At 70.2% G+C, this 14,783-nt stretch carries 11 protein-coding genes and 3 pseudogenes; all 14 read right to left on the reverse strand.

The features are described from left to right. Positions 1–20 precede the first annotated feature (20 nt). The 14 genes and pseudogenes from BJF85_RS01420 to rfbA all read right to left on the reverse strand — a co-directional run bounded on the left by BJF85_RS01420 (position 21) and on the right by rfbA (position 14,763). Positions 21–920 (reverse strand): biotin carboxylase N-terminal domain-containing protein, encoded by a 900-nt coding sequence (locus BJF85_RS01420; RefSeq protein WP_255375319.1) that lies wholly within the window; start codon positions 918–920, stop codon positions 21–23. A gap of 98 nt (positions 921–1,018) precedes the next feature. Next, positions 1,019–1,765 carry a glycosyltransferase gene (locus tag BJF85_RS01425; RefSeq protein ID WP_075845412.1) on the reverse strand — a complete coding sequence of 249 codons (747 nt, stop codon included), beginning with the start codon at positions 1,763–1,765 and terminating at the stop codon, positions 1,019–1,021. A gap of 39 nt (positions 1,766–1,804) precedes the next feature. Then, positions 1,805–3,160, reverse strand: coding sequence for an NDP-hexose 2,3-dehydratase family protein (locus tag BJF85_RS01430; RefSeq protein ID WP_222844413.1), 1,356 nt, complete (start codon positions 3,158–3,160; stop codon positions 1,805–1,807). Next, the gene (locus BJF85_RS01435) at positions 3,157–3,753 is read right to left on the reverse strand and encodes a dTDP-4-dehydrorhamnose 3,5-epimerase family protein (RefSeq protein ID WP_075845458.1); all 597 of its coding nucleotides are present in this window, start codon (positions 3,751–3,753) and stop codon (positions 3,157–3,159) included. Before BJF85_RS01435 ends, BJF85_RS01430 begins: the two co-directional genes overlap by 4 nt. A 64-nt stretch (positions 3,754–3,817) precedes the next feature. Beyond that, positions 3,818–4,813, reverse strand: coding sequence for a Gfo/Idh/MocA family protein (locus tag BJF85_RS01440; RefSeq protein WP_255375312.1), 996 nt, complete (start codon positions 4,811–4,813; stop codon positions 3,818–3,820). Between the two features lie 117 nt (positions 4,814–4,930). Then, a complete protein-coding gene (locus BJF85_RS01445) occupies positions 4,931–5,530 on the reverse strand; it encodes a DsbA family protein (RefSeq protein ID WP_158056735.1) in 600 nt (199 codons plus the stop codon). 25 nt (positions 5,531–5,555) lie between these two features. Next, positions 5,556–6,832, reverse strand: a pseudogene (locus BJF85_RS01450) (nucleotide disphospho-sugar-binding domain-containing protein). 93 nt (positions 6,833–6,925) lie between these two features. Then, positions 6,926–8,164, reverse strand: coding sequence for an MFS transporter (locus BJF85_RS01455; RefSeq protein ID WP_075845414.1), 1,239 nt, complete (start codon positions 8,162–8,164; stop codon positions 6,926–6,928). Between the two features lie 158 nt (positions 8,165–8,322). Next, complete coding sequence (locus BJF85_RS01460; protein ID WP_075845415.1) at positions 8,323–9,471, reverse strand: nucleotide disphospho-sugar-binding domain-containing protein; 1,149 nt, start codon at positions 9,469–9,471, stop codon at positions 8,323–8,325. Positions 9,472–9,552: 81 nt separating this feature from the next. Continuing rightward, positions 9,553–10,332: a trans-aconitate 2-methyltransferase gene (locus BJF85_RS01465; RefSeq protein ID WP_083665831.1), complete on the reverse strand. Its 780-nt coding sequence runs from the start codon at positions 10,330–10,332 to the stop codon at positions 9,553–9,555. A 38-nt stretch (positions 10,333–10,370) separates the two neighbouring features. Next, positions 10,371–11,701 (reverse strand): annotated as a pseudogene (gene rfbH / locus BJF85_RS01470) (lipopolysaccharide biosynthesis protein RfbH). A gap of 41 nt (positions 11,702–11,742) precedes the next feature. Continuing rightward, positions 11,743–12,885 carry a DegT/DnrJ/EryC1/StrS aminotransferase family protein gene (locus tag BJF85_RS01475; RefSeq protein WP_075845416.1) on the reverse strand — a complete coding sequence of 381 codons (1,143 nt, stop codon included), beginning with the start codon at positions 12,883–12,885 and terminating at the stop codon, positions 11,743–11,745. Further along, complete coding sequence (gene rfbB / locus BJF85_RS01480) at positions 12,882–13,874, reverse strand: dTDP-glucose 4,6-dehydratase (RefSeq protein ID WP_075845417.1); 993 nt, start codon at positions 13,872–13,874, stop codon at positions 12,882–12,884. Before rfbB ends, BJF85_RS01475 begins: the two co-directional genes overlap by 4 nt. Next, positions 13,871–14,763, reverse strand: a pseudogene (rfbA, locus tag BJF85_RS01485) (glucose-1-phosphate thymidylyltransferase RfbA). The gene rfbB and the pseudogene rfbA overlap by 4 nt, the downstream one beginning before the upstream one ends. Positions 14,764–14,783: the final 20 nt, after the last annotated feature.

Here is a 14,783-nt window from a genome sequence, read left to right on the forward strand (position 1 = left end):
CCCCACTGGGTTGTCGATCGTCAGCCGGCCTCGGCCAGCCGGTCGGGCTGCCACGGTGCGGCCGCCGGCGGCGCTCCGCCGCCCACCCGCGGATCCTCCAGCGCATCAGCGGCGCGCCGCAGCACGACGTCCCGGTCGGCACCGAAGACGAGGATCGTGTCCGCGCCGCCACAGACTCGGAGCGCGAGCGCGTGGCCGTGGGCCGGTAGCCGGTCGTAGGTCAACGGATGGCCGTCGACCACGCGGATGTGCTCGAACACGACGTCGACGTCGGCGACCTGCTCCACCGCCCGGCTGCGCGCCGGCCCGGCCGCGACGTCCACGAACGACACCGGCCCGGCACCGGACACCGTGAACGAGCACGTCGCGATCCCGACGTAGCCCGCGTCCCGCAGCACGGCCGTGCAGACGCCGCGCAGCACGGCCTCATGCTCGCCGGACAGGAACGGTGCCGGTGCCTCCTCCACGATCGGCCCGCCGAGGTGTCCCGGCGTGCGGTCCCGGGTGGACACGACCACGACCGTCCCCGCGGCATCCGCGAGGCATTCGGCGTCCACCCTGCGGACGGGGCCGGGCCCGGCACCCACCGCGGTCCGGACGCCCGCGCGCGCCGCACTCGCCCGCACGGCGGCGGAGTCGAGCAGTCGGCGGGCCGCGCTCGGCTGCGGCCCGATCCACGCCAGGCCGTGGTCGAGCACGGCGGCGGCCACGGAGGCGTCGCACGCGAGCGGTCCGTGTCCGGGGTGGACCGCATCGGCGCCGGCCTCGTCCGCCGCGGCGACGAGCGCATCCGCCGTCGCCGCAGAACCCGTCGCCTCGCACGCGGCCGCGGCCACCGCGCTCAGCCCCAGGTCCTCGCACGTTCTGACGATCCGAGCACCGGTGACACCGCGGTCCGCGACGAGCACCTTGCGCAACATCGTGATCACGACCTTCCGTCTCGACTTCGGATCTCTCACTCGGCCGGCACCCCAGACCCGCTACCGCACCGCCCCGGCCACCGCGCACGCCGAGCGCTTCACGCGCTCCGGACGGACATCCCCGTGGACCGCAGCGCGGCCAGGCGTTGGTCGATCATCCGGACCGCGGCATCACCGCGCGCCTGCCAATCGGCCTCGAGGTGGGTCTGCGCGCGATGTCTGCGGTACAACCAACCGACCTCGTCGTCGACGTAGCCGTCCGACAGTTCCGCCAGCGCCGTCATCAGACCCACGTCCTCCGACCTCGGCGCCGCCATCCACCCACCCAGCGCTCGGACCAGGTCCGTCCGCGCCGTCAGTCCCGCACACATCTGCGACCACGACCCACCGACATCGGTGACCGCGCCGACCGTGCCGCGGGGCACCGAGCCGGTCCGGGCGGGCGCGGCCCCGCCGGACCGGACACCGGTCTCGTCGATCTCCCCCGCGGCCGTCATGACCCAGCCCAACGCCGGCTCGTCGGCCAGGCGCGTGAGCGGGTTCGCGAGTGCTCCGTCCAGCAGGACGTCGTCGTGGTCCAGGACCCGCACCAGCTCACCCCGCGCCCGGGCGAGCGCGAGGTTGCGGGTGCCCGCGATGCCGGCCTGGGTTCCGTTGGCCGCGTAGCGGACCCCTGCCACCCGCCCGACGACGGACTCCAGTGCCGGCTCGGCGCCGTCCTCCTGCACCAACCACTCGAACTCCCAGTCGTCCGGGAGTTTCTGGTCGGCCAGGCTCTCCGCGGTCTCGGCCAGGAAGGCCGCCTTCGGCGCGTACGCGGCCGTGATCACCGACAACATGGGCATGGGACACCGATCCTCACCGGGGACGACAACGACACTGGATCACACCGCGGCGGCCAACGTGGCCTTCTCCCCGGCGATGCAGCTCATGAGACAGCGGGCGGCCACGTTGACGTGATTGCCGTGCCGGATGAACGAGGTGACCTGGCTCAGGGTCATCCAGCAGAAGTCGTCGTCCACGTCCAGATCGAAGTCCTCGCCGACGTCGACGATCAGGTACCGGTTCTCCGCGTGGTAGAAGCGGCCGCCCTCCTCCGAATGCACGACGTCCACCAGTGTCCGGCTCTCCGGGGCGCCCAGCAGGTCGTCCAAGAAGGCCGGTCGGTACGCGGCGAGACTTCCGGTGTAGTTGTCGGGAATGCAGCTCACCGTCGGTGCCATCTCCACCGTGTCGTGCGTTCCCGCCTCGGCCTCGGCGCGCACCAGAACGTGGAACGTGCCGTCGATGTAGCGTCCGAGGAAACCGATCACGCCACGTCCCTGCGGTTCGAACAGCGGCTGCGACCAGCGTGCGACCTCCCGTCCGGACGCGGCCACGTCGACCCCGATCACCGCGAAGTGCTTGCCCTCGCGGTGGACGATCTCGCCGCCGCGCAGCGACCAGTCCGGCAGTTCGCCGAGCGGGACGAGCCGCCGCTCGATCTCGTGCCGCGATTTCGCCTCGGTGAACCAGCTGAGCAGCTCCGAGGTCGAGTGCCGGGCCCGCTCGACACGCCCACCGCTGAGTTCGGTGCCGAGACCGGACACCCGGCCCAGCCCCGACAGCAGGAACGGCAGGCCCGACAGCACCGTGCGCGCGTCCATGTTCACGAGGTTCGGTTCGCGCAGCAACGCCGACATCTCGGTCAGCGACACCCAGCGGAAATCGTCCTGCGCCGGAACCTGCTCGTCGATCTCGACGATGACGTTGCGGTTCCGCTTGGCCAGGAACCACGAGCCCTGCTCGGACTGCAACGCGTCGTACACCCATCCCCCGTGCCGGGGCGGGCGGAAGTAGTCGAGGTACGGAACGTCCTTGCCCTTGTGGACCTTCTGGTAGTTGCTGCGGGTGGCCTGCACGGTCGGCGACAACTGGATCCGGTTGATGTTGCCCGGTTCCATCTTCGCCTGCATCAGGAAGTGCACCTCGCCCCGCGCCACCGTCGCGACGATGCCGAGGATGCCGATCTCCGGCTGCACGATGATGGGCTGCGACCACTCGCCGGGCCCGCGTGCGGCTGTCTTGGCATGCAGTCCCCGGACGGAGAAGAACCGTCCCGTCTCGTGGACGACGTCGCCGGTGTCTCCGTCGATCCGCCATCCGCCCAGGCTCTCCAACGGAGCCTTGGTCACCTCGTACTCGTGTTGTCTCGCACGCTCGTCGTACCAACTGTGGAAGTCGGAGATCTGGTCGGTCACGATGATGTCCCCTTGCTGAGGGTAGGGCCAGGCCAGGTCATCAGGAGTCCGTCCCGTTCCGCCTCGGCCACACTCGGTGCCGCGCGGTCCTTGTCCGAGATGTAGACCGGTTCCACGGCCTTCCACGGGAGGTTCAGCGACGGGTCCCAGGGGTTGATGTCGATCTGCGTTCCCGGCACATGCACCGACGACAGCACGTAACAGATCACGGTGTCGTCGGTGAGGGTCAGGAACCCGTGTCCCACACCCTCGGGCACGTACACGGTGCAGGCGCGGTCGGGGTCGAGGATCGTGCTGTGGTGCACGCCGAACGTCGGGGACCCGAGGCGCAGGTCGACGGCGACGTCCCGGGCGGCGCCGCGTACGCAACTGACCAATTTGGCCTGCCCGGGCGGCACCGTCACGCTGTGGATCCCGCGCAGGGTGTTGCGCCGGGAGGTCGAGTAGTTCACCTGCGCCGCGCGGAACGGCCGCTCCGTCAACTCCTCGAGGTGCGGAAACCGCAGGGCCTCGAAAAAATCACCACGATTGTCGAGGATCTTCTTCGGGTGGAACACGAAGACATCGGGAATCGCGGTTGTCTCAACGTCCATGAGCATCCTCGTCCATGACAATCCTTCTGATCGGCCTGGTCCGCGGCCGTGCCGCGGGTACCGCCTACCTCGCGTGCACCGGACGGGCGTGCGTCCGGATCGCGTCGATCAACCTCGCCTGGCGGGCGATGGCGCCGTGGCCCCATTCCGGCAGGTCCGGTTCCTTCCGGACCGCGCCGGCGAACGCGTCGACCGCGGCCCGGAACTGGTCGGCCGCGGGCAACGTCACCGGCTCGCTGCCGTGGGAGGTCACGAGGCGCGCCTCCGGCACGTGTCCGACCGGCGTCGTGAACACGTGCGAGACCTCGATGCGTCCCGTGCTCCCGGTGATCTCGTACGCCGACGTGTAGGCGTCGGCAAGTCCGAATCGGACCTGGGCGAACACCCCGTCGGGTCGGGCCAGCAGCGCCGCGCCGCCGAGATCGACCTCTCCGGTCTCCGGTTCGCGCAGCACCGTCCCGTGCACGGTGAGCGCGGGGCCGAGGAACATCTGCGCCGCCCGCACCGGGTACCCGCACGTGTCGTGCAGCGCCCCACCGCCGAGCTCACGGCGGTGGCGGATGTCCCCTTCGGGCCGTGCGGGGATGGCGAACGTCGAGGAGAACGAGCGGAGCTCGCCGATCGCGCCGTCGTCGACGAGGTCGCGCAGCGCGCCGTGCATCGGGTGGTGGCAGAACATGAAGTTCTCCCGCAGCACCAGGCCGGATTCCTCGGCCAGCGTCAGGAGCGCATCGGTCGTGTCCCCGTCCAGGGTGAGCGGTTTCTCGGCCAGCACATGCTTTCCCGCACGCAGGGCACGCTCGATCCACTCGGCGTGCAGCCCCGAGGGCAGCGGGAGGTAGACGGCGTCGACGTCGTCGCGCTCCAGCAGTGCCGCGTATCCGGTCATCGCCTCCGCTCCGTGGCGTTCGGCGAACTCCCGCGCCTTCCTCTCGGTCCGGCTCGCGACGGCCACGAGATGGCAGCGGCGGCTCGCGGCGACGGCGGGCAGGACCCGCCGATCGGCGACGTCGGCGCAGCCGAGCACCCCGATACCCACGGATTCGTCGTCAACGGACACGGAGACCTCCTCGCCAGGGTCACCGGCGGCGCCGATGATGTGTCGGTCGGACCGACACGCAGCGAGGGCGACCCACCGGCTTCGGTGGATCGCCCTCGCTGCGTGTCGCGTGTTGTCTTATGCGCCGGTCAACGCCGTGTAGTAGTCGTCCTCGGCGCGGACCCCGGACAGCTGCTTGCCGTCGGGCAGCAGCACATGCGGAACCGACCGGAAGCCCATCGCCCGGACCCGGTCGAGTTCGGCGCGCAACTCGTCCGCCCCGTCGGTGGTGAAGGAGACATCGAGTTCCTGCGCGATCCGGCCCAGCACCGCCGTGTCGCCGATGTCGAGGCCGTCGGTGAAGTGCGCGCGGAACAGCCGCTCGGTCATCGCGCGGCCGCTCCCCTGCTCGGCGGCCTGGCGGATCAACCGGTGCGCCTCGAACGTGCCTGCGCCGAGCGCGCGGTCGTAGTCGAGCACGACCCCGTCGGCCTTCGCGTCGACCGCCATCTGCCGGGCGTGGGCGATGGCCTCCTCCCCGAAGTGTTCGCGGAGTTCGTCGAGCAGTGGGCGGCCGTGTTCCTGCTCCCCCGGCGCGAGCTCGAACGGCAGCACGGTCAGTTCGCAGGACCCGCCGTCCGCGGTGAACCGGTCCACGGCCCGCCCGAAGCGCGTGAAGGCGACGTACGAGGCCGAGCAGATGACATCGAGTACAAAGTGTACGGTTACCGGTTTCACCGATCCCTCTCCCATAATCCGGCGTTCACCCCGTGTTGGCGGGGCGTGCCTTGTCGTGTTCCGATCGCTGTGCCTTCGCCCGGTGCAGCGCGGTGAGCTCCTCGATCGCGGGCACCAGATCACCCGGCCGAGCCGCCGCGACGAGATCGGCGTGGAGTTCGCCCGCACCGAGTTGGAACGACGGTTCGGTGATCACCCGCAACAGTTGTTTGCGCAGTTCCGGCACCGACAGTCCCTCCCTTCCCACCACGACCCCGCCGCCGCGTTCGGCGACGTACTCCCCCGTGAGCTCCTCGTTCCACTCGGTCAGCGGGACGATCAGTTGGGGGATTCGGTAGTTCGCGGCGCGGCCGCGGTGCCGTCGCCGCCGTGGTGGATGATCGCCGAGCAGGTCGGCAGAATCTGACTCAGGGGAAGGTACTCCATCGTCCGGACATTGTCGGGGATGCGCGGCAGCATCGCCCGTTGAGCCGAATTCATCGTCACCAATGCCTCGACGTCGGACTCGGCGACCGCTTCGAGCACATCGCCGAGCGAGACCCGCTGCCAGTCCCGTTCGTAACCGGTGGTCGCCGCCGGGATGCAGATCCGCGGCCGCCGGGGCGGTTCGCGGAGCCAGTCCGGCACCGGCCGCGAACCGTTGTAGGGCACCCAACGCATCGGGATGGAGCGCGCCGGACTCGGCAACCGCAACGGCGCCGCCATCGGGTCGAGGGTCCACTGGCCGAGCACCGTCTCCGGGTCGAACTCCACCCCGTGCCGCTCCGCGTGCGGCCGCATCAGCCCGGCCACCGCCTCGGCGGCGAGCCGCGCACCCGGCGAACCCGACCGTGCGAGCCCGAGGACCCATCCGAAGTAGTCCGGCCCCCACAGCACCCGCGCATGCGCCGCCCCGCACACCCGCGCCGCGACCGGCGAACCCACCATGGCCGGGTCCCACAGGACGAGGTCTGGCCGCCAGGACCGCGCGTAGGCCACGAGGTCGTCGGTCGCGGTCCGCTGCGGCGCCTCGGCCGGCAGCGGCGGGCAGAAGTACGCCATCGCGGGCAGGATCCGGTTCCGCAGCACCGCCCAACTCCGCCGGTCCTCGGCGGCCAGCTGCCATTCCGCATCGACCTCGGCCAGCTGCTCCTCGACGCGGTCGAACGACTCCTCGCCGAGAGTTCGGACCGTCCCGTCCTCGCCGTCGCCGACAAGCACCGGGGTCAGGCCGGCGGCGATCACCTCGTCGACCAGCGACGGGTACGCCGCGATCTGCACCTCGTGCCCGGCGTTCCGCAGCGCCCACGCGATCGGAATCATGGTCAACAGATGGGATCTGTTGGGAAACGTCGTGATCAGTACGCGCACCGGCGCTCCTTCGAGGTGATGTGACGAGCTGCGAAGGTCACCGCGTCAGGTGCGGGCCTCCTCGGTCTCCGGGGTCTCGTCGGCCTCACCGGTCCGGTCGTTGTCCTCGGCGGGTTGCTCCGCCAACCGGACCAGCAACAGGGCCGCGAGGATGACCGCACTGAACGCGGCCGCGACGAGGTAGCCCGTCTTGATCGTGGTGGCGTCGATGATCGGGCCGAGCACCAGCGGCGACAGGAACTGGCCGAGGAACGTGGCGGTGCCCGTCGCGGCGAGCGCCTGGCCCCGCAGCGCCGCGGGCACCCGCTCGCCGATCAGCACCGTCAGTGCCGGGATCGCGATACCGGTACCGATGCCGAACAACGCGAGCGCCACGGCCATCAGGTACGGCTCGTCGACGACACCCACGATCAGGAACGCCGCCGTCCACGTCAGACCCGTCACCCGCAGCAGGCGGGTGTAGCCGAGCCCGGCGCGCAACTTCGCGTACACCAGACCGACCAGGGTCATGGCCACCGAGATCGACACGCCGATGATCGCGACGATCAGCGGGTCGGTGACCCCCACCTCCGCCAGGCGCAGCGGCAGGAAGACACCGATACCCATGAGCAGGATCGACGTCGCGAACAGCAGGCCGTACAACCCGAGCAGACCCGGGGTCAGCAGCGTCCACATGCTCACCTCGGCCCGTTCCTTGGGAGGGGCCGGCGCCGTGTTCGGCAGGGACAGCACGGCGAACACGCCGAGCGGCACGCCGATCAGGTAGATCGCGAACGGGGCGTGCCACGACATGCCGCCGACCGCGCCGGCCAGGATCGGCCACAGGATCCCGCCGAGGCTGATGGCCGAGGACCGCCAGCCCATCACGCGGTCCAGCTCGGCGCCCCGGTAGAACTCCATGAGCGCCACCGTCGTGCCGGCGAACACGGCCGCCGCGCCGAGGCCGAAGATGAAGCGGCTGGCCAGCAGCGCCTCGTACGACTCGGTGACGACGCCGGCACCGCCGGCGAGGCCGTAGACGATCAACCCGCCGATCAGCGGCGCTCGCACGCCCCAGCGGTCGATCATCCACCCGGCCAACGGGCTCGCGGCCGCGATGGTCAGACCGTGGGCCGTGCCGATCAGGCCGGCCGCAGTGCCCTGGACTCCGAGGTCGCCGCGGATCAGCTCCAGTACCGGCGAGACGATCGCGCCGGCCATCACGGTCAGCGTCGAGGCCAGCAACAGGACGGTCAGTGGCAGTCGGCTGGTGCGAATCTCCAGCGTGGGGGTGGCTGCGGACATAGTGCGTTCCTGCTCTCTCACGTGCCGGCGACGGGGTCTACCGCCGCCCGCGTCGTTGGACACCCACCACGCTGGTGATTGAACATATGTTTAAGTCAAGTGAGATCGACGGGCGGTTGCGGAAGATTCACCCGCGCGACCGTCCCGACCGCCGGGAATCAGACATCTCCGGCGGACTCGGACACCAGTTTCTCCAGCTGCGGGACGATCTCGAACGGGGTCGGCAACCCGTGCAGCTGCCCCGCCAGTTGTCGGGCCCTTTCGCGGTAGCCCTCGTCGGTGAGCAGCGTGCCGCATGCGGCCGCGACCGCCTCTGCCGTGGCGTCGGCCGCGCTCAGCACGATCGCCGCGCCGTAGTCGGCCAGCCGCTGCACCGGCGGGCCGAACGCGACGGTCTCCGGGATGGCCAACTGGGGCACGCCGGCGTCGACGGCGGTCATCGTCGTGGCGCCGCCGGCGTGGTGCACGACCAGGCTGCAGGTCGGCATGAGCACATCGAGCGGCACCCACCCGGTCCGGACGTCGTCGGGGACGCGTTCGCGGAGCGCGGCCGCCAGCTCCTCCGGGGCGGGAATCACGATCTCGACGTCCAGCACGCGCAGACTCTCGACCGCGGCGAGCAGGAAGTCCAGACTGCGCTCCTCGCTCGCCCGGCTGCCTGCGGTCAGACACACCCGGGGCCGTGCCGGCGGGGTCACCATCCACGGCTCGACCTCCTTCTGGAGGTTGCCGGGGGTCCACCGCATCAGCGTCGCCCCGTCATCCGGTGCCCGTAGCGCAGGCGGGCAGATCTCGATCCGCACGTCGGGGGCCGGGAGGTCGGCCAGCCCGAGCTCCTGCAGTTCCGGGGCCAGTACCGGACGGGCGCCCTCGTCGGTCCACGGCCAGTCCCCGGAGTCCCAGGCGACCTGCACGTGCGGCACCCCGAGACGCGCCGCGAGCAACGGCGCCGCGTAACACATCCGGCCCCCCACCACGAGGTCCGGTCGCCAATGCTCCGTCAGTGCCCGCAGGTACTCGTACCCGTCGGCGCCGAGGTGCGCGAACCACCCGCCGGTGAACTCCAACTCCTCGCGGTAGCCCTCGACGAACGTCCGCTCGTTGCCGGCCCGGTCCTGCCACACGTAGTGCCAGATGTCGTGCTCGACCATGGCGACGGCGGGCATCCCTGCGCCGGCCGCGATCGGCACGGACGGCCGGTTGACCGCCGCGAGGACCTCATGTCCGTTGCTGCGCAACGCGTTCGCCAACGGAACCAGGCCGAAGACGATGGCGGGACTCCCCGCGCCGACGAACAGAACTCTCACGTTTCCTCCCTGACGTTGTGCGGATCCGTGTGCGCCCGCCCGCTCGGAACAGCCCCGGGGCGTCCGGGGTCCGTCCCGGCGTCAGGCCCGGACGGCGGTGAACAGGCCGCGTCCGCTCGGACCTCCGGGCTCGTACTCGGCCCGCAGTCCGGCAGCCGCGAACGCGGCCAGATACTCGTCGAGCTCGAAGAGGGTGTAGAGCTCCTGCTCGGCGAAACTCCGGATGCCCCGGGACTCGGCCACCGTGTAGTTGACGCTCATGCGGGTGGCGTTGCCCTCGCGCACGGTGTGCGAGACGCGGCTGACGACGAGTCCCGGCTTCTCCGCGATGCCACCGGAGACGAATCCGTCGAGGAAGTTCTCCGGGAACCACCACGGTTCGGCGATGACGACCCCGCCCGGGGCCAGACAGTCGGCCATGACCGCGACGGCGGCCTCGAGCTCCTCGCGATCCTTCATGTATCCCAGCGAGAAGCACATGCACACGACCGCGTCGTAGGTCCGCTCGGCGCGGAAGGTGCGCATGTCGCCGGAGGTGATCGTGGCCCGCGGCGCGTTCCGGCGGGCCATGTCGCACATTCCCTCGGACAGGTCGAAGCCCGCCGTCACGGAGAAGTGGTCCGCCAGGCGCGCCAGGTGGGCGCCCGTGCCGCACGCGACGTCCAGGAGCGAATCCGCATCGGGTTTCACGGCCCGCACCCGCTCGGCGAGCTCGTCGGACTCACCGGCCCAGTCCCGCCCGCGTGCCGCGTGGATGAAATCGTAGATCTCCGCATGCCGGCGGCTGTAGTAGGTCGCGTCGTCCTCGATTTCCACATCGGACACGAGCCCGACCGTGCTGCCGGGAACCGTCTCGGTCATCGCTTCGGCCCACCCTTCTTTCGTTGCCGTCGGTGCGGTCAGCCAGCCTTGACGCCGGACAGGGAGCTGCGCTGCGCGAACTCGGCGATCGACGAGACCATGTAGTCGATCATCTCCTCGGTCAGTCCGGGGTACACGCCGATCCAGAAGGTGTCGCTGGTGACGATGTCGCTGTTGGTCAGATCGCTCGCGATGCGGAAGTTCTGCCCGTCGTAGGCGGGATGCCGGGTGAGGTTGCCGCCGAAGAACCGGCGGGTCGCGATCTTGCGGGATTCGAGGAAGTCGCACAGCTCGCGTCGCGTGTACGCGGCATCGGGCCGGACGGTGATGACGAACCCGAACCAGCTGGGATCCGAGTTGGGCGTCGCCTCGGGCAGCATCAGTCCCGGGACGTCGGCCAACCCGTCGTGCATCCGCTGCCAGTTCCGCCGCCGGGCGCGCCGAACTCCTCGACACGCGCCAGTTGCTGGACGCCGAGCGCGGCCTGCAGGTCGGTCGACTTCAGGTTGTAGCCGACGTGGGAGAAGATGTACTTGTGGTCGTAGCCGTGCGGCAACGAGCCCATCTGGTGGTCGAACCGTTTGAAGCAGGTGTTGCTGTCGCCGGGCTCGCACCAGCAGTCCCGGCCCCAGTCGCGCATCGACTCGACGAGCCTGGCCAGCCGCAGGTCGCCGGTGACGACACAGCCGCCCTCGCCCATCGTGATGTGGTGCGCGGGATAGAAGCTCGTCGTGGCGAGGTGGCCGAAGGTTCCGGTGAGCCGGCCGTCGTAGCGCGAGCCGACCGCGTCGCAGTTGTCCTCGACCAGATAGAGCCCGTGTTCGCGCGCCAGGTCGGCGATCTCGGTCGCCGGGAACGGATTTCCGAGCGCGTGCGCGATCATGATCGCGCGGGTGCGCGGTCCGATGGCGTCGGCCACGCGCTCGGGGCTGGTGTTGTAGGTGCCGAGTTCGGTGTCCACGAACACCGGGACCATGCCGTTCTGCAGGATCGGGTTCACCGTCGTCGGAAATCCCGCGGCGACGGTGATGACCTCGTCGCCGGGCCGGAGCCGGTCGTCACCGAGTTGCGGGGAGGTCAGCGAGCTCAGCGCGACCAGGTTGGCCGACGAGCCCGAGTTCGTCAGATGGGCCTTGCGCAGGCCGAAATAGCGGGCGAAGCTCCGCTCGAACTCCCGCGAGTTCGGGCCGGCCGCGATGCGCATCTCCAGCGCCGCCTTGACCAGTGCGACCCGGTCGCGTTCCTCGAGCACCGCTCCGGAACTCAACAGCGGTGTCTCGCCGGGGACGAACTCGGCCGCATCCTGTTCGGCGTGGTACGTGCGCACCAGCTCGAGAATCGTCTCGGCGGTGTCCTGGGCGTGCGACATCGTCCTGCCTTTCCGGGGGTTCGAACCGTGCCGGGCGCCGGTCACGCCGCGACGCTCGTGAGGGAGTCGGTCAGCACGGACGTGACGTGCTCGACGTCGGTCCTGCTGATGGTCTGGTGGATCGGCAGCAGCAGGGTCCGGTCCGCGGCGCGATCCGTGGCCGGCAGGTCCGGTCCGGACCAGCCGTACACCGGCACACGGTGCAGCGGCGGATACCGGAAGGTGGTGTAGACGCCGTTGTCGAGCAGGTCCTTGGCCAACGCGTCCCGCTGCGCCGGCTCGACCTGCACCCAGTAGAAGTAGTACGAGGTCGTGTGGCCCTCGGGCAGCGCGGGCGGCCGCAGCAGGCCCGGGACCTCGGCCAACAACGAGTCGTAGTGGCGGGCGGCCTCGGCGCGCTGGGCGACGAAGCTCGGCAACCGCCGTAGCTGGACGCTGCCGATCGCGGCGGTCAGGTCGTTGCCGATGACCCGGCGGCCGAACTCCCGGACGTCGAGTTCCCACCACCGGTGCGAGACCCGTGCCGCGGACGAGAATCCGCTGGCTCGCTCGAGGCCGTGGTAGGCCAGCCGTCGCGCCGTGCGCGCCAGCTCCGGGTCACGGACGTAGAGCATGCCGCCGTCGCCGGTGACGAGCACCTTCATCGCGTCGAAGCTCCACATGGCGACGTCGCCGAACGTGCCGCAGGCCTGCCCGTCGGCACTGGAGGCCACGGCACACGCCGCGTCCTCCACCAGCAGTAGGCCGCGGTCGCGGCACAGCTGCGCGATCTCCTGCACCTGACCGGGGTATCCGCCGTAGTGGAGCAGGAACACCGCCCGGGTGTCCGGGGTGAGGGCCGCCTCGATGTCGGCTGCCGTCGGGTTCAGCGTGCGTTCGTCGACGTCGCAGAACACCGGTCGCGCACCCGTGGCCGCGATGGCATTGGCGGCGGAGACGAAGCTGACCGACGGGAGCACCACGTCGTCGCCCGGTCCGAGGCCGAGGAGCTCGGTGGTGAGAAACAGCCCCGCGGTGGCCGAGTTGATGAACAGCACGTGCTCCGGCTCCACCCCGATGTGCTCGGCGAACTCCGCCTCGAACGCGGCCGTCCGCTTGCCGTGCCCGAGCCAGTTCGACGACAGCACCTCACCGATCGCGGCGAGTTCCTCGTCCCCGAGGCTGGGCTGGAATACGTTGATCATGCGGATGCGCCTTTCTCGGAGATCTGTGCCTTCCACCAGTCGGCGTTGTCGCGGTACCACCGGACCGTCTCGGCCAGGCCGTGCTCGAACGACGCGTGCGGCGCGTACCCGAGTTCGTGGCGGATGCGACTGTCGTCCACGGCGTAACGCCGGTCGTGGCCGAGCCGGTCGGTGACCCGCTCGACGCTGCTCCAGTCGCCGCCTGCGGCCTCGAGGATGCGGGTGGTGAGCTCGACGTTCGTCAACTCGACGCCGCCGCCGATGTTGTAGACCGCGCCCGGGGTGCCGCCCTCGGCCACCAGCCGCAGCGCCGCGCAGTGGTCGTCGACGTGGAGCCAGTCCCTGCGGTTCTGCCCGTCGCCGTAGAGCGGGAGCGTGCGGCCCTGCAGCAGGTTGGTCACGAACAGCGGGATGACCTTCTCGGGGTTCTGGTACGGGCCGTAGTTGTTGGAGCAGCGCGTGATGCACACCGGAAGGCCGTGGGTCCGGAAGTACGAGCGGGCGAGCAGGTCGGAACCGGCCTTGGCCGCCGCGTACGGCGAGTTCGGCTCCAACGGGTCGGTTTCGCGCGAGTGTCCTGTTTCGACACTCCCGTAGACCTCGTCGGTCGAGACGTGCACGAACCGCCGGACCTCGGCCTCCAGGGAGGCCTCCAACAACACCTGCGTACCGAGCACGTTGGTCGTGACGAACTCGGCCGACCCGGTGATGGAGCGGTCGACGTGCGTCTCGGCGGCGAAGTGCACCACCGTGTCGATGTCGCGGAGGGCGGCGGTGACCGCCTCCGGGTCGCGGATGTCGCCCCGGCGGAACTCGAACCGGGGATCATCGGCCACCGGGTCCAGGTTGGCGAGGTTGCCCGCGTAGGTGAGGGCGTCCAGCACGACGACCCGCTCCGGGACCGCCTCGGCCGCCACCGTGCCGTCCAGCAGCCGCCGCACGTAGTTCGAACCGATGAACCCGGCACCGCCGGTGACCAGGACCCTCATGAGGCGACCGTTTCCAGGCGCGCCCGCGGGGCCGCGACCTTCGTGACGTACTGGCCGTACTCGGACTTGCCGATGCGCTCACCGAGTTCCAGACACTGCTCCGCGTCGATGTAGCCCATCTGCAAGGCGACCTCCTCGACACACGCGACTCGCACGCTTGGCGCTTCTCGATCAGCTGCACGTACAGGCTCGCGTCGGTGAGCGCGTCGTGCGTACCCGTGTCGAGCCAGGTGAACCCGCGACCGAGGTCGTACACGGTTGCCTGGTCGCGCTCGAGGTAGGTCCGGTTGACGTCGGTGATCTCGAGTTCTCCGCGCGCCGAGGGGGTGATGGACCGGGCGATGTCGACGACGTCGTTGTCGTACAGGTACAGGCCGGTCACCGCCATGTCCGAACGGGGCCGCTCCGGCTTCTCCTCGAGCGAGAGCAGCCGGCCGCGCGCGTCGGACTCGGCGACGCCGAACCGTTCGGGATCCGAGACCCGGTAGCCGAACAATGCGCAGCCGTCCAGATCGGCGCACGCCCGGTTCAGCAGCTCCCGGAAGCCCGGCCCGTGGAAGATGTTGTCCCCCAACGTCAACGCGACCCGGTCGGTGCCGATGTGGTCGGCGCCGATCCGGAATGCGTCGGCCAGACCGCGCGGCTCGGACTGCTCGGCGTACGAGAAGTTCAGGCCCAGCTGGCTGCCGTCGCCCAAGAGGTTCCGGAACGCGGCCTGATCGCGGGGTGTCGAGATGATCAGGATGTCCCGGATCCCGGCGAGCATCAGGACCGACAGCGGGTAATAGATCATCGGCTTGTCGTGCACCGGCAGCAGTTGCTTCGAGACGCTGTAGGTGATGGGTCTGAGCCGGCTTCCGTTTCCGCCGGCCAGGATGATGCCCTTCATCGTCGACTCCTTGCGGTTCG

The sequence above is a fragment of the Saccharomonospora sp. CUA-673 genome (assembly GCF_001942305.1).
Classification (GTDB): domain Bacteria; phylum Actinomycetota; class Actinomycetes; order Mycobacteriales; family Pseudonocardiaceae; genus Prauserella.

Excerpts from the sequence above, each read along its gene's own strand:
- BJF85_RS01420 (WP_255375319.1), bottom strand. The coding sequence starts at position 920 with ATGTTGCGCAAGGTGCTCGTCGCGGACCGCGGTGTCACCGGTGCTCGG.
- BJF85_RS01425 (WP_075845412.1), bottom strand. The coding sequence starts at position 1,765 with ATGCCCATGTTGTCGGTGATCACGGCCGCGTACGCGCCGAAGGCGGCC.
- BJF85_RS01435 (WP_075845458.1), bottom strand. The coding sequence starts at position 3,753 with ATGGACGTTGAGACAACCGCGATTCCCGATGTCTTCGTGTTCCACCCG.
- BJF85_RS01455 (WP_075845414.1), bottom strand. The coding sequence starts at position 8,164 with ATGTCCGCAGCCACCCCCACGCTGGAGATTCGCACCAGCCGACTGCCA.
- BJF85_RS01465 (WP_083665831.1), bottom strand. The coding sequence starts at position 10,332 with ATGACCGAGACGGTTCCCGGCAGCACGGTCGGGCTCGTGTCCGATGTG.
- BJF85_RS01475 (WP_075845416.1), bottom strand. The coding sequence starts at position 12,885 with ATGATCAACGTATTCCAGCCCAGCCTCGGGGACGAGGAACTCGCCGCG.
- rfbB (WP_075845417.1), bottom strand. The coding sequence starts at position 13,874 with ATGAGGGTCCTGGTCACCGGCGGTGCCGGGTTCATCGGTTCGAACTAC.